At 69.3% G+C, this 17280-nt stretch carries 13 protein-coding genes, 1 tRNA gene and 1 pseudogene; 11 read left to right on the top strand and 4 right to left on the bottom strand.

Annotated elements, in window-relative coordinates; all coding sequences use genetic code 11:
* Positions 1–208 precede the first annotated feature (208 nt).
* The 3 genes from QM788_RS16285 to QM788_RS16275 all read right to left on the bottom strand — a co-directional run bounded on the left by QM788_RS16285 (position 209) and on the right by QM788_RS16275 (position 1738).
* A tRNA-Ser gene (locus tag QM788_RS16285) sits at positions 209–299 on the bottom strand.
* Positions 300–358: 59 nt separating this feature from the next.
* Complete coding sequence (locus QM788_RS16280) at positions 359–1276, bottom strand: SPFH domain-containing protein (RefSeq protein ID WP_415662507.1); 918 nt, start codon at positions 1274–1276, stop codon at positions 359–361.
* 33 nt (positions 1277–1309) lie between these two features.
* Positions 1310–1738, bottom strand: coding sequence for an NfeD family protein (locus QM788_RS16275; protein WP_415662506.1), 429 nt, complete (start codon positions 1736–1738; stop codon positions 1310–1312).
* Between the two features lie 121 nt (positions 1739–1859).
* Here QM788_RS16275 and QM788_RS16270 point away from each other — a divergent pair, with 121 nt between their 5' ends.
* Positions 1860–4127, top strand: coding sequence for an Orn/Lys/Arg decarboxylase N-terminal domain-containing protein (locus QM788_RS16270; protein ID WP_415662505.1), 2268 nt, complete (start codon positions 1860–1862; stop codon positions 4125–4127).
* A 58-nt stretch (positions 4128–4185) separates the two neighbouring features.
* On the opposite strand, the gene fabI is transcribed toward QM788_RS16270, so the two are convergent.
* A complete protein-coding gene (gene fabI / locus QM788_RS16265) occupies positions 4186–4965 on the bottom strand; it encodes an enoyl-ACP reductase FabI (protein ID WP_415662504.1) in 780 nt (259 codons plus the stop codon).
* A gap of 266 nt (positions 4966–5231) precedes the next feature.
* Between fabI and rimP the strand changes: the two are divergent.
* From rimP to QM788_RS16215, 10 genes and pseudogenes are all read left to right on the top strand, one after another.
* Positions 5232–5735, top strand: a pseudogene (gene rimP, locus QM788_RS16260) (ribosome maturation factor RimP); the annotation flags it as partial.
* 128 nt (positions 5736–5863) lie between these two features.
* Positions 5864–7342 (top strand): transcription termination factor NusA, encoded by a 1479-nt coding sequence (gene nusA / locus QM788_RS16255; RefSeq protein WP_415662503.1) that lies wholly within the window; start codon positions 5864–5866, stop codon positions 7340–7342.
* Between the two features lie 53 nt (positions 7343–7395).
* Positions 7396–10389 (top strand): translation initiation factor IF-2, encoded by a 2994-nt coding sequence (gene infB, locus QM788_RS16250; protein WP_415662502.1) that lies wholly within the window; start codon positions 7396–7398, stop codon positions 10387–10389.
* A 69-nt stretch (positions 10390–10458) separates the two neighbouring features.
* A complete protein-coding gene (gene rbfA / locus QM788_RS16245; protein WP_415662501.1) occupies positions 10459–10839 on the top strand; it encodes a 30S ribosome-binding factor RbfA in 381 nt (126 codons plus the stop codon).
* Positions 10832–11779 carry a tRNA pseudouridine(55) synthase TruB gene (truB, locus tag QM788_RS16240; RefSeq protein ID WP_415662500.1) on the top strand — a complete coding sequence of 316 codons (948 nt, stop codon included), beginning with the start codon at positions 10832–10834 and terminating at the stop codon, positions 11777–11779. Before rbfA ends, truB begins: the two co-directional genes overlap by 8 nt.
* Positions 11780–11804: 25 nt before the next feature.
* Complete coding sequence (gene typA / locus QM788_RS16235) at positions 11805–13628, top strand: translational GTPase TypA (protein WP_415662499.1); 1824 nt, start codon at positions 11805–11807, stop codon at positions 13626–13628.
* A gap of 117 nt (positions 13629–13745) precedes the next feature.
* Positions 13746–14606 carry a DMT family transporter gene (locus tag QM788_RS16230; RefSeq protein WP_415662498.1) on the top strand — a complete coding sequence of 287 codons (861 nt, stop codon included), beginning with the start codon at positions 13746–13748 and terminating at the stop codon, positions 14604–14606.
* Positions 14603–15718 (top strand): enoyl-CoA hydratase/isomerase family protein, encoded by a 1116-nt coding sequence (locus QM788_RS16225; protein WP_415662497.1) that lies wholly within the window; start codon positions 14603–14605, stop codon positions 15716–15718. The genes QM788_RS16230 and QM788_RS16225 overlap by 4 nt, the downstream gene beginning before the upstream one ends.
* Positions 15715–16716, top strand: a complete 1002-nt coding sequence (dusA, locus tag QM788_RS16220) for a tRNA dihydrouridine(20/20a) synthase DusA (RefSeq protein ID WP_415662496.1) — start codon at positions 15715–15717, stop codon at positions 16714–16716. Before QM788_RS16225 ends, dusA begins: the two co-directional genes overlap by 4 nt.
* Positions 16713–17279 carry a methylated-DNA--[protein]-cysteine S-methyltransferase gene (locus QM788_RS16215; RefSeq protein ID WP_415662495.1) on the top strand — a complete coding sequence of 189 codons (567 nt, stop codon included), beginning with the start codon at positions 16713–16715 and terminating at the stop codon, positions 17277–17279. Before dusA ends, QM788_RS16215 begins: the two co-directional genes overlap by 4 nt.
* Position 17280: the final 1 nt, after the last annotated feature.

Here is a 17280-nt window from a genome sequence, read left to right as displayed (position 1 = left end):
CGCGCGATGAATTGCGCTTTCCAGGGGGTGAATTGCGGGAATTGTTCCGTGTCCAGTGCCCATCGACGGTGGCTGCGCGGGCGGGCGCGAAAAACCTTGGCCCCCTGCGGCGTCCGAACAAAACAAAGGCCTCAAGGCGGCACATCTTTTGGCGTGCGACTCTTGAAGCCTTATGAGGGCGTTGCCCAACATCAACAACTCATGATCCTGGCGGAGAGGGCGGGATTCGAACCCGCGGTGGGCTGTTAACCCACACACGCTTTCCAGGCGTGCGACTTAAACCGCTCATCCACCTCTCCTGCAAGCCCGCGATCATAGCGCATCGGCAGGCGTGTCCAACGATTCATTCGGGCACTGCTCACGTGCTCTTCCTGCTTTTGATCAGTCCCATGGCCGTGCCGATCAGGCCGGCGACTTCGGTCATGTTGCCCGGCACGATCATCGTGTTGTTCTTCTGCGCCAGCTGCGCATAGGCCTCGACGGCCTTCTCGGCCACCTTCAACTGCACGGCCTCTTCGCCGCCCGGCTGCTGGATGGCGGCGGCGATCTTGCGGATGGCGTCGGCCGACGCGTCGGCCACGGCGGTGATCGCGGCGGCCTCGCCCTGGGCCTTGTTGATCTCGGCTTGCTTCTCGCCCTCCGAGCGGGCGATGGCGGCCTCGCGCTCGCCGGTGGCGATGTTGATCTGCTCCTGGCGGCGGCCCTCGGAGGCGGCGATCAGCGCGCGCTTCTCGCGCTCGGCGGTGATCTGCGCCTGCATGGAGTGCAGGATGGCGGGCGGTGGCGTCAGGTCCTTGATCTCGTAGCGCAGCACCTTGACGCCCCAGTTCAGCGCGGCTTCGTCCAGCGCCTGCACGACGGAACTGTTGATGACGTCGCGCTCCTCGAAAGTGCGGTCCAGCTCCATGCGGCCGATGACGGAGCGCAGCGTGGTCTGCGCGAGCTGGGTGATGGCGACGACGTAGTTGCTGGCGCCGTAGCTGGCGCGCATCGGGTCGGTGACCTGGAAGTACAGGATGCCGTCCACCGTCAGCTGGGTGTTGTCCTTGGTGATGCAGACCTGGCTGGGCACGTCCAGCGGGATTTCCTTCAGCGAGTGCTTGTAGGCCAGGCGGTCGACGAAGGGCACCAGGAAGTTCAACCCCGGCGTCAGCGTGGCGTGGTACTTGCCCAGTCGCTCGACGACCCAGGCGTGCTGCTGCGGCACGACCTTGACGGCCCTGACGACGAAGATGGCGGCGATGACGAGGATGACGAGGGCGATCTCAAATCCCATGGGGTGGCTCTCCGGGTATGTCGGTTGAGGGGTTCAGCGGTCCAGCAGCAGGCAGTTGCCGTCGACGGCGCGGATCACGTGCGGGCCGGTCTGGGCGGGGCCGGCGCCGACGAAGCGGGCCTGCCAGGCGGCGCCCCGGTATTGGACGCGCGACTGGCCGTCGGCCGACCAGTCGTCCACGCGCACGGTCTGGCCGATGTCGAGGTTGACGTCCGGGTTGTGCGAGGCCGGTGCCGGCCGGGTCGCCCGGCTGCGGCGGCGGTAGCAGCCGAAGACGGCCACGCCGCCGACGACGGCAGCGGCCAGCATCTGGCCTGCCGGGCCTAGGCCCGCATGCGCGGCCAGCGCGCCGGCCGTGGCGCCCAGGGCCAGCATCAGCAGGTAGAACGAGCCGGTGGCGAGTTCCGCCGCCACCAGCAGGCCTGCGGCGATCCACCAGACGGTGGCGGAATTCCAGTCCATGTCAGCTCCCGGGCGGTTTCGTGGCGGGCAGTTTATCGACCGCGGCGCCGCGGCCCTTTCATGCGGCGGCCCTACACTTCGCCGCTTCGTTTTTTGATGCCCGCCCGCTGGAGAGGCCGCGATGATCCGTTTCCATTTCCCCATCGTCATCATCGACGAGGACTACCGCTCCGAGAACACCTCGGGCCTGGGCATCCGCGCGCTGGCCGAGGCCATCCAGAAGGAGGGCATGGAGGTGTTGGGCGTCACCAGCTATGGCGACCTGTCGCAGTTCGCCCAGCAGCAGAGCCGCGCGTCCGCCTTCATTCTGTCGATCGACGACGAGGAGTTCGCCGGCGGGCCGGACATCGACCCGGCGGTGCTGAACCTGCGCAAGTTCATCGGCGAGATCCGCTTCCGCAACCCGGACATCCCGATCTACGTCTACGGCGAGACGCGCACCAGCCAGCACCTGCCCAACGATGTGCTGCGCGAACTGCACGGCTTCATCCACATGTTCGAGGACACGCCGGAGTTCGTGGCCCGCCACATCATCCGCGAGGCCAAGAGCTACCTCGACGGCCTGGCGCCGCCGTTCTTCAAGGCGCTGATGGACTATGCGCAGGACGGCTCGTATTCATGGCACTGCCCGGGCCATTCGGGCGGCGTGGCCTTCCTGAAGAGCCCGGTGGGCCAGATGTTCCACCAGTTCTTCGGCGAGAACATGCTGCGCGCCGACGTCTGCAATGCCGTGGAGGAACTGGGCCAGCTGCTGGACCACACCGGCCCGGTGGCCGCGTCGGAGAAGAACGCCGCGCGCATCTTCAACGCGGACCACTGCTTCTTCGTCACCAACGGCACGTCCACGTCCAACAAGATGGTCTGGCACCACACGGTGGCGCCGGGCGACGTCGTCGTCATCGACCGCAACTGCCACAAGAGCAACCTGCACGCGATCATCATGTGCGGCGCCATCCCGGTCTTCCTGACGCCCACGCGCAACCACTACGGGATCATCGGCCCCATCCCCGAGAGCGAATTCAGCCCGGAGACCATCCGCGCCAAGATCGCCGCCAACCCGCTGCTCGCGCACGTGGACCCGGCCACCGTCAAGCCCGCCATCGTCACGCTGACGCAAAGCACCTACGACGGCGTGCTCTACAACACCGAGACCATCAAGAAGAAGCTGGACGGCTACATCCCGACGCTGCACTTCGACGAGGCCTGGCTGCCGCACGCCGCCTTTCACGATTTCTACGGCCAGTTCCACGCGATGGGCAAGAACCGCGTGCGGCCGAAGGAAGCGATGGTCTACGCGACCCAGTCCACGCACAAGCTGCTGGCCGGCATCTCGCAGGCTTCGCAGGTGCTGGTGCAGGACTCGCAGACGGTCAAGCTCGACAAGCACCTCTTCAACGAGGCCTACCTGATGCACACCAGCACCAGCCCGCAGTACTCCATCATCGCCAGCTGCGACGTGGCCGCCGCGATGATGGAGCCGCCCGGCGGCACGGCGCTGGTGGAGGAGAGCATCCGCGAGTCGCTGGACTTCCGCCGCGCGATGCGCAAGGTCGAGGGCGACTACGGCGACGATTGGTGGTTCAAGGTCTGGGGGCCGGACTACCTGCGCGCCGACGAGGGCGGCGAGCCCGTGTCGGCCGACTGGATGCTGCATGCCGACGAGGACTGGCACGGCTTCGGCGCGCTGGCCGAGGGCTTCAACATGCTGGACCCGATCAAGTCCACCATCATCACGCCCGGCCTGGACATGGAGGGCCGCTTCGCCGCGACCGGCATCCCGGCGTCCGTCGTCACCAAATTCCTCGTCGAGCACGGCGTGGTGGTCGAGAAGACGGGGCTGTACTCCTTCTTCATCATGTTCACCATCGGCATCACCAAGGGCCGCTGGAACACGCTGCTGACCGCGCTGCAGCAGTTCAAGGACGACTACGACAAGAACGCGCCGCTGTGGCGCATCCTGCCGGAGTTCTGCGCGCAGAACCCCAAGTACGAGCGCATGGGCCTGCGCGACCTCTGCCAGGCCATCCACCAGGCCTATGCCGAGGGCGACATCGCGCGGCTGACGACGGACATGTACCTGTCCAACCTGCAGCCGGCCATGACGCCGACCGACGCCTATGCCCACATCGCGCAGCGCAGAACCGAGCGCGTCGGCATCGACGAGTTGGAAGGCCGCATCACCACCTCGCTGCTGACGCCTTACCCGCCCGGCATCCCGCTGCTGGTGCCGGGCGAGCGCTTCAACAAGAAGATCGTCGATTACCTGAAGTTCACGCGCAGCTTCAACGCCCGCTTCCCCGGCTTTGCGACCGACGTGCATGGCCTCGTGCACGAGATCGACGAGGAAACCGGCCGCGGCCACTACTACGTGGACTGCGTCAAGCAATGAAACAAGGGCTCCGACAGGAGCCCTTGCGTTGTGGAGCGGGGCAGGGCAGCCGGGCGGCTTACTCGCTCGCCAGCGCCACGTGGCTGAAGCCGCCGTCCACGTACAGGATCTCGGCGCTGACGCCGCCGGCCAGGTCCGACAGCAGGAAGGCGGCCGCGTTGCCCACGTCGTCGATGGTCACGTTGCGGCGGATCGGCGCGGCGGCGGCGAACTGGCCCAGCAGCTTGCCGAAGTCCTTGATGCCCGAGGCCGCCAGCGTCTTGATCGGGCCGGCCGAGATGCCGTTGACGCGCACGCCCTTGTCGCCCAGCGCATGGGCCAGGTAGCGCACGCTGGCCTCCAGGCTGGCCTTGGCCAGGCCCATGGTGTTGTAGTTGGGCACGAAGCGCTCGGCGCCCAGGTAGCTCAGCGTCAGCAGCGCGGCGCCCGGGCGCAGGCGCGGCGCGGCCAGCTTGGCCATCGCCGGGAAGCTGTAGGACGAGATGTCGTGCGCGACGCGGAAGTTCTCGCGCGTCATGCCGTCGAGGAAGTTGCCGGCGATCGCGTCGCGCGGCGCGAAGCCGATGGAGTGCACGAAGCCGTCGAACTCGGGCCAGACCCCGCCGAGCTGGTCGAACAGCGCCTGCATCTGCTCATCGCTGGTCACGTCGCAGTCATAGACCCGGCTGGAGCCGAACTCGGCGGCGAACTCGGCAATGCGCTCCTTGAAGCGTTCACCCTGGTAGCTGAAGGCCAGCTCGGCGCCTTCGCGGTGGCAGGCCCGGGCGATGCCGTAGGCGATGGAGCGGTTGGACAGCACGCCCGTGATCAGCAGCCGCTTGCCGGCGAGAAAGCCCATTCTTGTCTCCTGTGACAACTCAAACAGCCTCGGATTCTGGCACGCCGCCGGCGGGGCGGCTTGCCGGCACGGGACTTGCACAGTACAATCCGAGCTTCACTGGAAATGACGGCCGCCTTTTTGATCCTTCGAGGATCCTCCAAGGCGGCATGTCAACGAGCCCCGGACGATATCCCCCGGCGCAGGATTCTGGTGAACGAGTGGGCGGATTCATCCAGCCCATTTTTTTTGCTTTTTCGATTTTTCCGACCCGACACCCAGACCGCATGAGTTGGCAAGCCGCTGTAGAAACGACCGTGACCGGCCTCGGTTACGACCTCGTGGACTGCGAACGCAGTGCCGGCGGTCTGCTTCGCGTGACGATCGACAAGCTGCCGGCCCAGGCCGATGCCGGCGAACTGATCTCCGTGGACGACTGCGAGAAGGTCACGCGCCAGCTGCAGTATGTGCTGGAGGTGGAGGCGTTCGAATATGCCCGGCTCGAGGTGTCCTCGCCGGGGCTGGACCGGCCGCTGAAGAACGCCGCGCACTACGCCCGCTTCGCCGGCCAGGAAATCGACATCACGCTCAAGGCGCCGTTCCAGGGGCGCAAGAAATACCGAGGCGTCGTCAGTGCCCAGCCCGACGCCGCCAGTGACCAGGCCTGGCGCCTGGTGTTCGACGACGGCACGGCCGAGCAGGCGCTGGACTTCACGCTCGACGAGGTGCGCGAGGCGCGCCTGGTGCCGGTCATCAGTTTCAAGGGGCGCGGCGGCGAGCCGGCGCCCGATCGCAAGCCCGGCCAGCGGGGCGTCATCAAGCCGAAGAAGGTGCCGAAGTCGGCAGCGGCGAAGAACACAGGGGGCGAGCCCGCAGCGGCGGCGCCCGGCCAAGACAAGGTTGACGGAGATCTCAAGCAATGAACCGCGAAATGTTGATGCTGGTGGACGCGATCTCGCGCGAGAAAAGCGTGGAGCGCGATGTCGTGTTCGGTGCGGTGGAAGCCGCGCTGGCCTCGGCCACCAAGAAGATTTACGGCGGTGAGGCCGACATCCGCGTCAGCGTGGACCGCGAGTCCGGCGAGTACGAGACCTTCCGCCGCTGGCACGTCGTGCCCAACGAGGCCGGCCTGCAGAACCCCGACGCCGAAATCCTGCTGTTCGAGGCCCAGGAGCAGATCGCCGACATCGAGGTGGACGACCACATCGAGGAGCCCGTCGAGTCCGTGCCGATCGGCCGCATCGGCGCGCAGGCCGCCAAGCAGGTCATCCTGCAGAAGATCCGCGACGCCGAGCGCGAGCAGCTGCTGAACGACTTCATGTCGCGTGGCGAGAAGATCTTCGTCGGCACCGTCAAGCGCCTGGACAAGGGCGACATCATCGTCGAGAGCGGCCGCGTCGAAGGCCGGCTGAAGCGCAGCGAGATGATCTCGAAAGAGAACCTGCGCACCGGCGACCGCGTGCGCGCCGTCATCCTCGGCGTGGACCCGACGCAGCGCGGCCCGCAGATCATGCTGTCGCGTTCCAGTCCCGAGTTCATGAAGGAACTGTTCGCGCAGGAAGTGCCCGAAATCGAGCAGGGCCTGCTGGAGATCAAGAGCTGCGCCCGCGACAGCGGTTCGCGCGCGAAGATCGCCGTCGTCAGCCACGACCGCCGCGTCGACCCGATCGGCACCTGCGTCGGCGTGCGCGGCTCGCGCGTCAACGGCGTGACGACCGAACTGGCCGGCGAGCGCGTGGACATCGTGCTGTGGAGCGAGGACCCGGCGCAGTTCGTCATCGGCGCGCTGGCCCCGGCGAACGTGCAGAGCATCGTCGTCGACGAGGAACGCCACGCGATGGACGTGGTGGTCGACGAGGAGAACCTCGCCATCGCCATCGGCCGCGGCGGCCAGAACGTGCGCCTCGCGTCCGAGCTGACCGGCTGGCGCATCAACATCATGTCGGCCGAGGAATCGGCCGCCAAGCACGAGCAGGAGGCCGAGAGCGTCCGCAAGCTCTTCGTCGAGAAGCTCGACGTGGACGCGGAAGTGGCCGACATCCTGATCGCCGAGGGTTTCACCAGCCTGGAAGAAGTGGCCTACGTGCCGATGCAGGAAATGCTGGAGATCGAAGCCTTCGACGAGGACACCGTCACCGAACTGCGCACCCGTGCCAAGGACGCGCTGCTGACGATGGAAATCGCCAAGGAAGAGAAGGTCGAGGAGGTCTCGCAGGACCTGCGCGACCTGGAAGGCGTCACGCCCGAACTGCTGAGCAAGCTGGCCGAAGGCGGCATCAACACCCGCGACGACCTGGCCGACCTGGCCGTGGACGAGCTGGTCGAACTGTCCGGCCTGGACGAAGGGGCCGCGCGCGCGCTGATCATGAAGGCCCGTGAACACTGGTTCAACGACTGACTGACTGCCGACCCCCGCCGCACCGCACCGAAAGCTAATTGAAGGACCCCCACATGGCCGTGACTACCGTCGCCCAATTCGCCGCCGAGCTGAGCAAGCCGGCGGGCACGCTGCTGGAGCAGCTGCAAGCCGCGGGCGTCAAGAAGTCTTCCGTCGACGACTCGCTCAGCGAGGCCGACAAGGAACGCCTGCTCGACCACCTGCGCTCCACCCACGGCACCGCCGGCACCGAGCGCAAGAAGATCACGCTCGTCAAGAAGTCCACCACCGAGATCAAGCAGGCCGACGCCTCCGGCAAGGCCCGCACGATCCAGGTGCAGGTCAAGAAGACGCGCACCTTCGTCAAGCGTGACGACGAAGCCTCCACCGGCCCCGACGAGGCCGAGCTGCTGCGCCGCGAGGAAGAGGCCCAGGCCCAGGCCGCCGCGCTGCGCGCCCAGGAGGAGGAGCTCGCCGCCAAGGTGAAGGCCCGCGAGGAGGCCGAGCGCGCCGCCCGCGAAGCCGCCGAGCAGCGCCGCGCCGAAGAGCAGGCCGCTGCGGAAGCCGCCGCCAAGGCTGCGGCCGAAGCCGCCGCCGCTGCGGAAGCCGCCGCCAAGGCCGAGGTGACGCCGCAGGCGCAGGCCGAGGCCCGCGCCCGCAGCGCCGCCGCCGCCGCCGCCGAGGCCGCCGCGATCAACAAGGCCGCCGCCGCCAAGCGCGCGCCGAAGCCGGCGCCCGCGCCGGAGCCCGAGGTCGTGGTGGCGCCGCCGCCGCCGGCCGTGCCCGAAGCGGCCGCCCCGGCCGCCGCCGCCGAGGCGCCGAAGCCGGCGCTGCGCGTCGTCAAGGCCGTGGATGCCGCCGCCGAGGAGAAGCAGAAGCAGGACGACCTGGCCCGCCGCCGCAAGGCCGCCGAGGACGAGGCCGCCAAGATCCGCGCGATGATGAACGCGCCTAAGAAGGTGCTGGTCGCGAAGAAGCCCGAGGAGCCCAAGCCGGCCGACGGCGCGGGCATCAAGGGCACCATCCACAAGAAGGCCGGCACCCCGGGTGCCGCGCCTGCCGCGCCGGGGGCCGGCAGCGGCAAGCCGGGCGACAAGAAATCGGTCAAGTCCGAGAAGCTGTCGTCCAGCTGGGCCGACGACGCCGCCAAGAAGCGCGGCCTGAAGACCCTCGGTGCCGGCCCTGCCGGCGCCGGCCGCCCGGGCGGCGGCAACTGGCGCGCGCCGGCGCGCGGTGGTGCGGGCGGCCGTCGCGGCGACCGCGGCGGCGCATCGCCCTCCAGCTTCCAGGCGCCGGTCGAGATGCAGGTGCAGGAGGTGCACGTGCCCGAGACCATCTCGGTGGCCGACCTCGCGCACAAGATGTCCGTGAAGGCCGCCGAGGTCATCAAGCACCTGATGAAGCTGGGCCAGATGGTCACCATCAACCAGCAGCTGGACCAGGAAACGGCCATGATCGTGGTCGAGGAAATGGGCCACAAGGCCTTCGCCGCCAAGCTGGACGACCCGGACGCCTTCCTCGAGGAAGAGGGCACGTCGGCCGAGCAGCAGCACGAGGCGCTGCCGCGCGCGCCGGTGGTCACCGTCATGGGCCACGTGGACCACGGCAAGACCTCGCTGCTGGACTACATCCGCCGCAGCCGCGTGGCGGCGGGCGAGGCCGGCGGCATCACGCAGCACATCGGCGCCTACCACGTCGAGACGCCGCGCGGCATGATCACCTTCCTGGACACCCCGGGCCACGCGGCCTTCACGGCCATGCGGGCGCGCGGCGCCAAGGCGACGGACATCGTCATCCTGGTCTGCGCGGCCGATGACGGCGTCATGCCGCAGACCAAGGAAGCCATCCACCACGCGAAGGCGGCCGGCGTGCCCATCGTGGTCGCGATGACCAAGATCGACAAGCCCGACGCCAACGCCGAGCGCGTGAAGAGCGAGCTGGTGGCCGAAGAGGTGGTGCCGGAAGAGTTCGGCGGCGATTCGCCCTTCATCGGCGTGTCGTCCAAGACCGGCCAGGGCATCGACGAGCTGCTGGAGCAGGTGCTGCTGCAGGCCGAGGTGCTGGAGCTGAAGGCGCCGGTCGAGTCCATGGCCAAGGGCCTGGTCATCGAAGCCAAGCTGGACAAGGGCCGCGGCCCGGTCGCCACGGTGCTGGTGCAGAGCGGCACGCTCAAGCGCGGCGACGTGGTGCTGGCCGGCTCCACCTACGGCCGCGTGCGCGCCATGCTGGACGAGGACGGCAAGCCCACCACCGAGGCGGGCCCGTCCATCCCGGTGGAGATCCAGGGCCTGACCGAGGTGCCGCAGGCCGGCGACGAGTTCATGGTGCTGTCCGACGAGCGCCGCGCCCGCGAGGTCGCCACGTTCCGCCAAGGCAAGTACCGCGACGTCAAGCTGGCCAAGCAGCAGGCCGCCAAGCTGGAGAACATGTTCAACGAGATGGGCCAGGGCGACGTGCAGACGCTGCCGCTCATCATCAAGGCCGACGTGCAGGGCTCGCAGGAGGCGCTGGCCGCGTCGCTGCTCAAGCTCAGCAACGCCGAGGTCAAGGTGCAGATCGTCCACGCGGCGGTCGGCGGCGTCAGCGAGAGCGACATCAACCTGGCGATCGCGTCCAAGGCCGTCATCATCGGCTTCAACGTGCGCGCCGACGCCGGTGCGCGCAAGCTGGCCGAGGGCAACTCGGTGGACCTGCGCTACTACAGCATCATCTACGACGCCGTGGACGATGTGACCAAGGCGATGTCCGGCATGCTGGCGCCCGAACAGCGCGAGGAGTCGCTGGGCACGGCCGAGATCCGCGTCGTGTTCGTCGCCTCCAAGATCGGCACGGTGGCCGGCTCGATGGTCACCAGCGGCCTGGTGCGGCGCGGCGCGCGCTTCCGCCTGCTGCGCGACAACACCGTCGTCTACACGGGCGAGGTGGAGTCGGTGCGGCGCGAGAAGGACGACGTCAAGGAAGTCAAGGAAGGCTTCGAGTGCGGTATCAAGCTCAAGAACTACAACGACATCAAGGAAGGTGATCAGCTGGAGTTCTTCGAGATCAAGGAAGTGGCCCGCACGCTCTGATCTTCCGGCCAGGGTTCACCCCGGAACCCCGCCCGAAAGGGGCGGGGTTTGTTGTTTCAGGAAACCGCCATGCGACACAAACGCGCCATCCCCAACCGCAGCTTCCGAGTGGCCGACCAGATCCAGCGCGACCTGGCCGAGCTGATCCGCGAGCTGAAGGATCCGCGCATCGGCATGGTCACGATCAGCGCCGTCGAGGTGACGCCGGACTATGCGCATGCCAAGGTGTTCTTCTCCGTGCTGATCGGCGACGCCGCCAAGACGCAGGAGGCGCTGAACGAGGCCGCCGGCTTCCTGCGCAACGGCCTGTTCAAGCGGCTGCAGATCCACACGGTGCCGACGCTGCACTTCCAGTTCGACCGCACGACCGAGCGCGCGGCCGAGATGAGCGCGCTGATCGGCAAGGCCAATGCCACGCGCGCGCTGGACGACGGGGAAGCGAATGACTGACGCCGTCGCCGCCAGGCCGGCACGCGCCCGCATCCCGCGCCGCGCGCTGCACGGCGTGTTGTTGCTCGACAAGCCGCTGGGCCTGTCGAGCAACGACGCGCTGCAGAAGGCCAAGTGGCTGCTGCGCGCCGAGAAGGCCGGCCACACCGGCACGCTGGACCCGCTGGCCACCGGCCTGCTGCCGCTGTGCTTCGGCGCGGCCACCAAGTTCAGCCAGCTGAGCCTGGACGCCGACAAGCGCTACCTGGCCACGCTGGCGCTGGGCATCCGCACGACCACGGGCGACGCCGAAGGCGAGGTGCTGGAGCGCCACGACGTCGGCGCCATCACGCCCGGGCAGATCGCCGCCGCCTGCGCCGCCTTCACCGGCGAGATCGACCAGATGCCGCCGATGTACTCGGCGCTGAAGTTCGAGGGCAAGGCGCTCTACGAGTACGCGCGCGCCGGGGTCGAGGTCGAGCGCAAGAGCCGCCGCGTGGCGATTCACGGCATCGACATCGTCGCCATGCACCCTGGCACCGTGACCCTCGACGTCCGCTGCAGCAAGGGCACCTACATCCGCACGCTGGCCGAGGACATCGGCGCGGCGCTGGGCGTGGGCGCCTCGCTGGCCGCGCTGCGCCGCACGGCGTCCGGCGGCCTGACGCTGGACGGCGCCGTCACGCTGGCGCAGATCGAGGCGCTGCCCGACGACCAGCGCGCCGCGCTGCTGACCTCGCCCGACCGGCTGCTGGCCGACGCGCCCGAGCTGCGCCTGAACACCCAGGACGCCGTGCGCTTCCTGTCCGGCCTGCGCCGCCGCGTGGACGCGCCCGACGCGCCGCGCGTGCGCGTCTACGGTCCCGAGCCGCGCGCCTTCCTCGGCAGCGCCCACATCACCGCTGGCGAGTTGATCGCCGACCGCCTGCTGACGCCGCCCGAAGTGCAGGCGTTGCTCTGAATCAGTTTTTTTACCGAGAAGTGCCATGACCACCCCGATCCGCAACATCGCCATCATTGCCCACGTCGACCATGGCAAGACCACCATGGTGGACCAACTGCTGCGCCAGAGCGGCACCTTCGCCGACCACGAGAAGGTCGTCGACACCGTGATGGACAGCAACGCCATCGAACGCGAACGCGGCATCACCATCCTGGCCAAGAACTGCGCGGTCAGCTGGGGCGGCACGCACATCAACATCGTCGACACGCCCGGCCACGCGGACTTCGGCGGCGAGGTGGAGCGCGCGCTGTCCATGGTGGACGGCGTGGTGCTGCTGATCGACGCCCAGGAAGGCCCGATGCCGCAGACCCGCTTCGTCACGAAGAAGGCGCTGGCGCTGGGCCTCAAGCCCATCGTCGTCGTCAACAAGGTGGACAAGCCCGGCGCCAAGCCCGACGCCGTCATCAACGCCGCCTTCGACCTGTTCGACAAGCTCGGCGCCACCGACGAGCAACTGGACTTCCCGGTCGTCTACGCCTCCGGCATCAACGGCTGGACCTCGCTGACCGAGGGCGCGCCCGGCGAGCAGTGGGGCCCCGACATGTCGGCGCTGTTCGAGACCATCCTGAAGCATGTGCCGCCGCAGAAGGGCGACCCGGCGGCGCCGCTGCAGCTGCAGATCTCGGCGCTGGACTTCTCCACCTTCGTCGGCCGCATCGGCGTGGGCCGCATCAGCCAGGGCACCATCAAGCCCGGCATGCAGGTCGCCGTCATGGAAGGCCCGGGCGGCAAGAGCGTCAACGGCCGCATCAACCAGGTGCTGACCTTCCACGGCCTGGACCGCGTGCAGGTGACCGAGGCCGGCCCCGGCAACATCGTGCTGATCAACGGCATCGAGGACATCGGCATCGGCGTGACCGTCACCAGCGTGACCGACCCGGCACCGCTGCCCATGCTGAAGGTGGACGAGCCGACGCTGACGATGAACTTCTGCGTCAACACCAGCCCGCTGGCCGGCCGCGAAGGCAAGTACGTCACCAGCCGCCAGATCTGGGACCGCCTGCAGAAGGAGCTGCAGCACAACGTCGCGCTGCGCGTCAGCGAGACCGACGAGGACGGCGTCTTCGAGGTCTGCGGCCGCGGCGAGCTGCACCTGACCATCCTGCTGGAGAACATGCGCCGCGAGGGCTACGAGCTGGCCGTCTCCAAGCCGCGCGTGATGTTCAAGGACATCGACGGCGTGAAGAGCGAGCCGATGGAACTGGTGACCGCCGACGTCGAGGAAGCCCACCAGGGCGGCGTCATGCAGGCGCTGGGCCTGCGCAAGGGCGAGATGCTGAACATGGAGCCGGACGGCCACGGCCGCGTGCGCCTGGAGTACCGCATCCCCGCGCGCGGCCTGATCGGCTTCGCCAACGAGTTCATGAACCTGACCCGCGGCTCGGGCCTGATCTCGTCCATCTTCGACGGCTACGAGGCCCACAAGGGCGAGATCGGCGGCCGCAAGAACGGCGTGCTGATCAGCATGGACGACGGCGAGATCTTCACCTACGCGCTGGGCAAGCTGGACGACCGCGGCCGCATGTTCGTCAAGCCCAACGACCCGGTGTACGAGGGCATGATCGTCGGCATCCACAGCCGCGACAACGACCTGGTCGTCAACGCGACGCGCACCAAGCAGCTGACCAACTTCCGCGTGTCCGGCAAGGAAGACGCGATCAAGATCACGCCGCCCATCGACCTGACGCTGGAATACGGCGTGGACTTCATCGACGACGACGAGCTGGTCGAGATCACGCCCAAGTCGGTTCGCCTGCGCAAGCGCCACCTGTCGGAAAACGACCGGAAGCGTGCGGCCCGCGCTTGAGCGCTCGGGCGCAAGGCGCCCAAGCGCGGAGCGCTGAATGTGGCGCTCCTCCTGCCCCCTCCAGGAGGGGGTTCTAGCCAGTCGATTGCCCGCGCCCCTGTTCAGGGGCGCTCTTTCATGAGCCACCGATCTGCCGTCTTGCTGATGCTGCTGGTCACGCTGATGTGGAGTTCGGCGGGCGTGGTCACGCGGCACCTGGACGCCGCGCGGGGCTTCGAGATCACGTTCTGGCGCAGCGCGTTCAACGCGCTGGCGCTGGTGCTCATCCTCGGCGCGATCCGGGGCAGGGCGCTGTTGCCGGCGCTGCGCGGCGTGGCGGTCTGGGCATCCGGCATCTGCTGGGCCGTCATGTTCACGGCCTTCATGGTGGCGCTGTCGCTGACGACCGTGGCCAACGTGCTGGTCACGATGTCGCTGTCGCCGCTGTTCACGGCCGTGTTCGCCTGGCTGTTCCTGCGCCAGCCGGTGCCGGGCCGCACCTGGGCCGCCATCGCGGTGGCCAGCGCGGGCATCGCGTGGATGTTCGGTGGCCAGCTCGGCGGGCCGCTGGCCGGCGTCGTCGTCGCGCTGGGCGTGCCGCTGGCTGCGGCGTCCAACTGGTGCCTGTTGCAGAAGGCGGGCGCGCAGGGTGACATGCTGCCCGCCGTCCTCATCGGCGCGCTGCTCTCCGCGGCCGCCACCCTGCCGCTGGCCTGGCCACTGCAGGCCGGCGCGCACGACCTGGGCCTGCTGGCCCTGCTCGGCGTGTTCCAGCTCGCCGTGCCCTGCCTGCTGGTCGTGCGGCTGGCGCGCGAGCTGCCCAGCCATGAAATTGCGTTGCTGGGCCAGGCCGAAACCTTATTGGGCGTGCTGTGGGCCTGGCTTTTTGCGGGCGAACACCCGGGCAGCGCGGCGCTGATCGGCGGTAGTCTCGTGCTCGTCGCCCTGATCGCCAACGAGGCGCTGGCCCCCGCCCCACCTGCTTTGAAGAACGCATGAACGACCTGATTCCGCCCCTGGCATCCGATGGCCAGATCGTTGCCGCCGTCAACGGCTGCCTCGGCCTGATCACGCTGAACCGCCCGCAGGCGCTGAACGCGCTGTCGCTGGCCATGGTCCGCGACATCACGACGCTGCTGGACCACTGGGCCGCGCGGCCCGAGATCCAGGCCGTGGCCCTGCTGGGCGCGGCCCGCGACGGCAAGCCGCCCGCCTTCTGCGCGGGTGGCGACATCCGCTTCTTCCACGCCGCCGCCCATGCGGGCGACCCGGCGCTGGGCGACTTCTTCACCGAGGAATACCGCCTCAACCACCGCATCCACCACTACCCCAAGCCCTGCGTCGCACTGATGGACGGCATCGTCATGGGTGGCGGCATGGGCATCAGCCAGGGCGCCAAGCTGCGCGTGCTGTCCGAGCACTCCCGGCTGGCCATGCCCGAGACCGGCATCGGCCTGTTCCCGGACGTGGGCGGCGGCTGGTTCCTCGCGCAGTGCCCGGGCCACGTGGGCGAATGGCTGGCGCTGACCGGGCAGGCCATCGCCGCCGGCGACGCCATCGAATGGGGCCTGGGCGACGTGTTCGTGCGCGCCGAGCAGTGGCCCGAACTCGTCGCGGAGCTGCGCCAGGGCGACCAGCCCAGCGCCGAACACGTCGTCGCCACCGTGATGGAGCGGGCCGACCTGGCGCCCGTGTCCGCGCCCAAGGCGACGATGGACCGCATCGATCGCCACTTCAGCCAGCCCAGCGTCGCCGCCATCCTCGCCTCGCTCGCGCAGGACGACGACGGCTGGGCGCGCGAGACGCACGCCACGCTGCTGAAGCGCTCGCCGACCATGATGGCCGTCACGCTGGAACTCGTGCGCCGCGGCCGCACGCTGAGCCTGGCCGACGACCTGCGCCTGGAGCGCGACCTGGTGCACCACGCCTTCCACCTGCGCGGCGCGGCGCGCAGCGAGACGGTGGAGGGCATACGCGCGCTCGCGGTCGACAAGGACCACGCGCCGCGCTGGCAGCCGGCCAGCGTCGCCGACGTCGACACCGCCGAAGTTGCCGCCTTCTTCACCAGCCCCTGGACGCCGGCCGGGCATCCGCTGCGGGACCTGGAATGAGCGGTCCGCATCCCGGCGGCCACAGCCCCTGGCGCCTGTCCGTGGCGCCGATGATGGATTGGACTGACCGCCACTGTCGCTACCTGCACCGCCTGATCACGCGCCGCGCGCTGCTGTACACCGAGATGGTGACCACCGGCGCGTTGCTGCATGGCGACCAGCCGCGCCACCTGGACTTCAACGCCGAGGAGCACCCGGTCGCGTTGCAGCTCGGCGGCAGCGAGCCGGCGGACCTGGCCGCCTGCGCCCGGCTGGCCGAGCGCTGGGGCTATGACGAGGTGAACCTGAACTGCGGCTGCCCCAGCGAGCGCGTGCAGAAGGGCGCGTTCGGCGCCTGCCTGATGGCCGAGCCGGGGCTGGTGGCCGACTGCGTGAAGGCCATGCGCGACGCGACGGCGCTGCCGGTCACCGTCAAGCACCGCATCGGCATCGACCGGATCGAGCGCTACGACTTCGTGCGCGACTTCGTCGGCACCGTGGCCGAAGCGGGCTGCGAGGCCTTCATCGTCCATGCCCGCAACGCCTGGCTGCAAGGCCTGTCGCCCAAGGAGAACCGCGAGCTGCCGCCGCTGCGCTACGAGCTGGTGGCCCGGCTGAAGCAGGAGTTCCCCCGGCTCACCATCGCCATCAACGGCGGCCTGAAGACGCCGGACGAGATCGCCGCTCAGCTGCGGCTGGTGGACGGCGTGATGGTCGGCCGCGAGGCCTACCACGAGCCCTGGAGCATGGCGCAGTGGGACTCGCGCTTCTTCGACGCATCCGACCCGGCCGCCTCGCGCGAGCAGGTCGAGGACGGCTGGCTGGCCTACCTGGACCGACTGCACGCCGGCGGCCGTCCGTGGCCGCATGCGATGCGCCATGCGCTGGGCCTGTGGAACGGCACGCCGGGCGCGCGGCGCTGGCGCCAGGTGTGGAGCGACCACCGGCTCAAGGCCCTGGCGCCGCGCGAGGTGGCCGCCCGCGCCACGGCGGCGCGGCTGGGGCAGGGCGGCGCATGACGCCGCGCTTCGCCGTCTTCGCCACCGCGCTGGGCGACTGCGCCGTCGCCTGGCGCGGCGAGGCGGGCGAGGGCCTGATCGGCTCGCAGCTGCCCGCGGCCGACGCCGGGGCGCTGCGGGCGCTGATGCGCGAGCGCTTCGGCGACGCGCTGGAGGTGCCGCCGCCCGCGCCGGTGCAGGCGGCCATCGCCGCCGTGCAGCGCCTGCTGGCTGGGCAGACGGCGGACCATGGCGAGCTGCTGGCCGTGCGGCTCGACGACCGCAGCCTGTCCGGCTTCGAGCGCCAGGCGCTGCAGCTGACGCGCCACATCCCCGTCGGTCAGACGCGCAGCTACGGCGAGATCGCCGCCGCGCTGGGCGATGCCGGCGCCGCGCGCGCGGTGGGCCGCGCCGAAGGCCGCAACCCGTTCGCCCCCATCGTGCCCTGCCACCGCGTGATGGGCGCGGGCGGCGACCCCACGGGCTTCTCGGCGCCCGGCGGCGTCGACACCAAGCGCCGCCTGCTGCTCATCGAGGCCCGTGCCGCCGGGCAACTGGCCGGCGACCAGCGGCCGCTGTTCTGAG

It is taken from the genome of Roseateles sp. (assembly GCF_047654785.1).
Taxonomy (GTDB): domain Bacteria; phylum Pseudomonadota; class Gammaproteobacteria; order Burkholderiales; family Burkholderiaceae_C; genus Pelomonas.
This window is presented reverse-complemented; position numbering and strand designations above follow the sequence as displayed.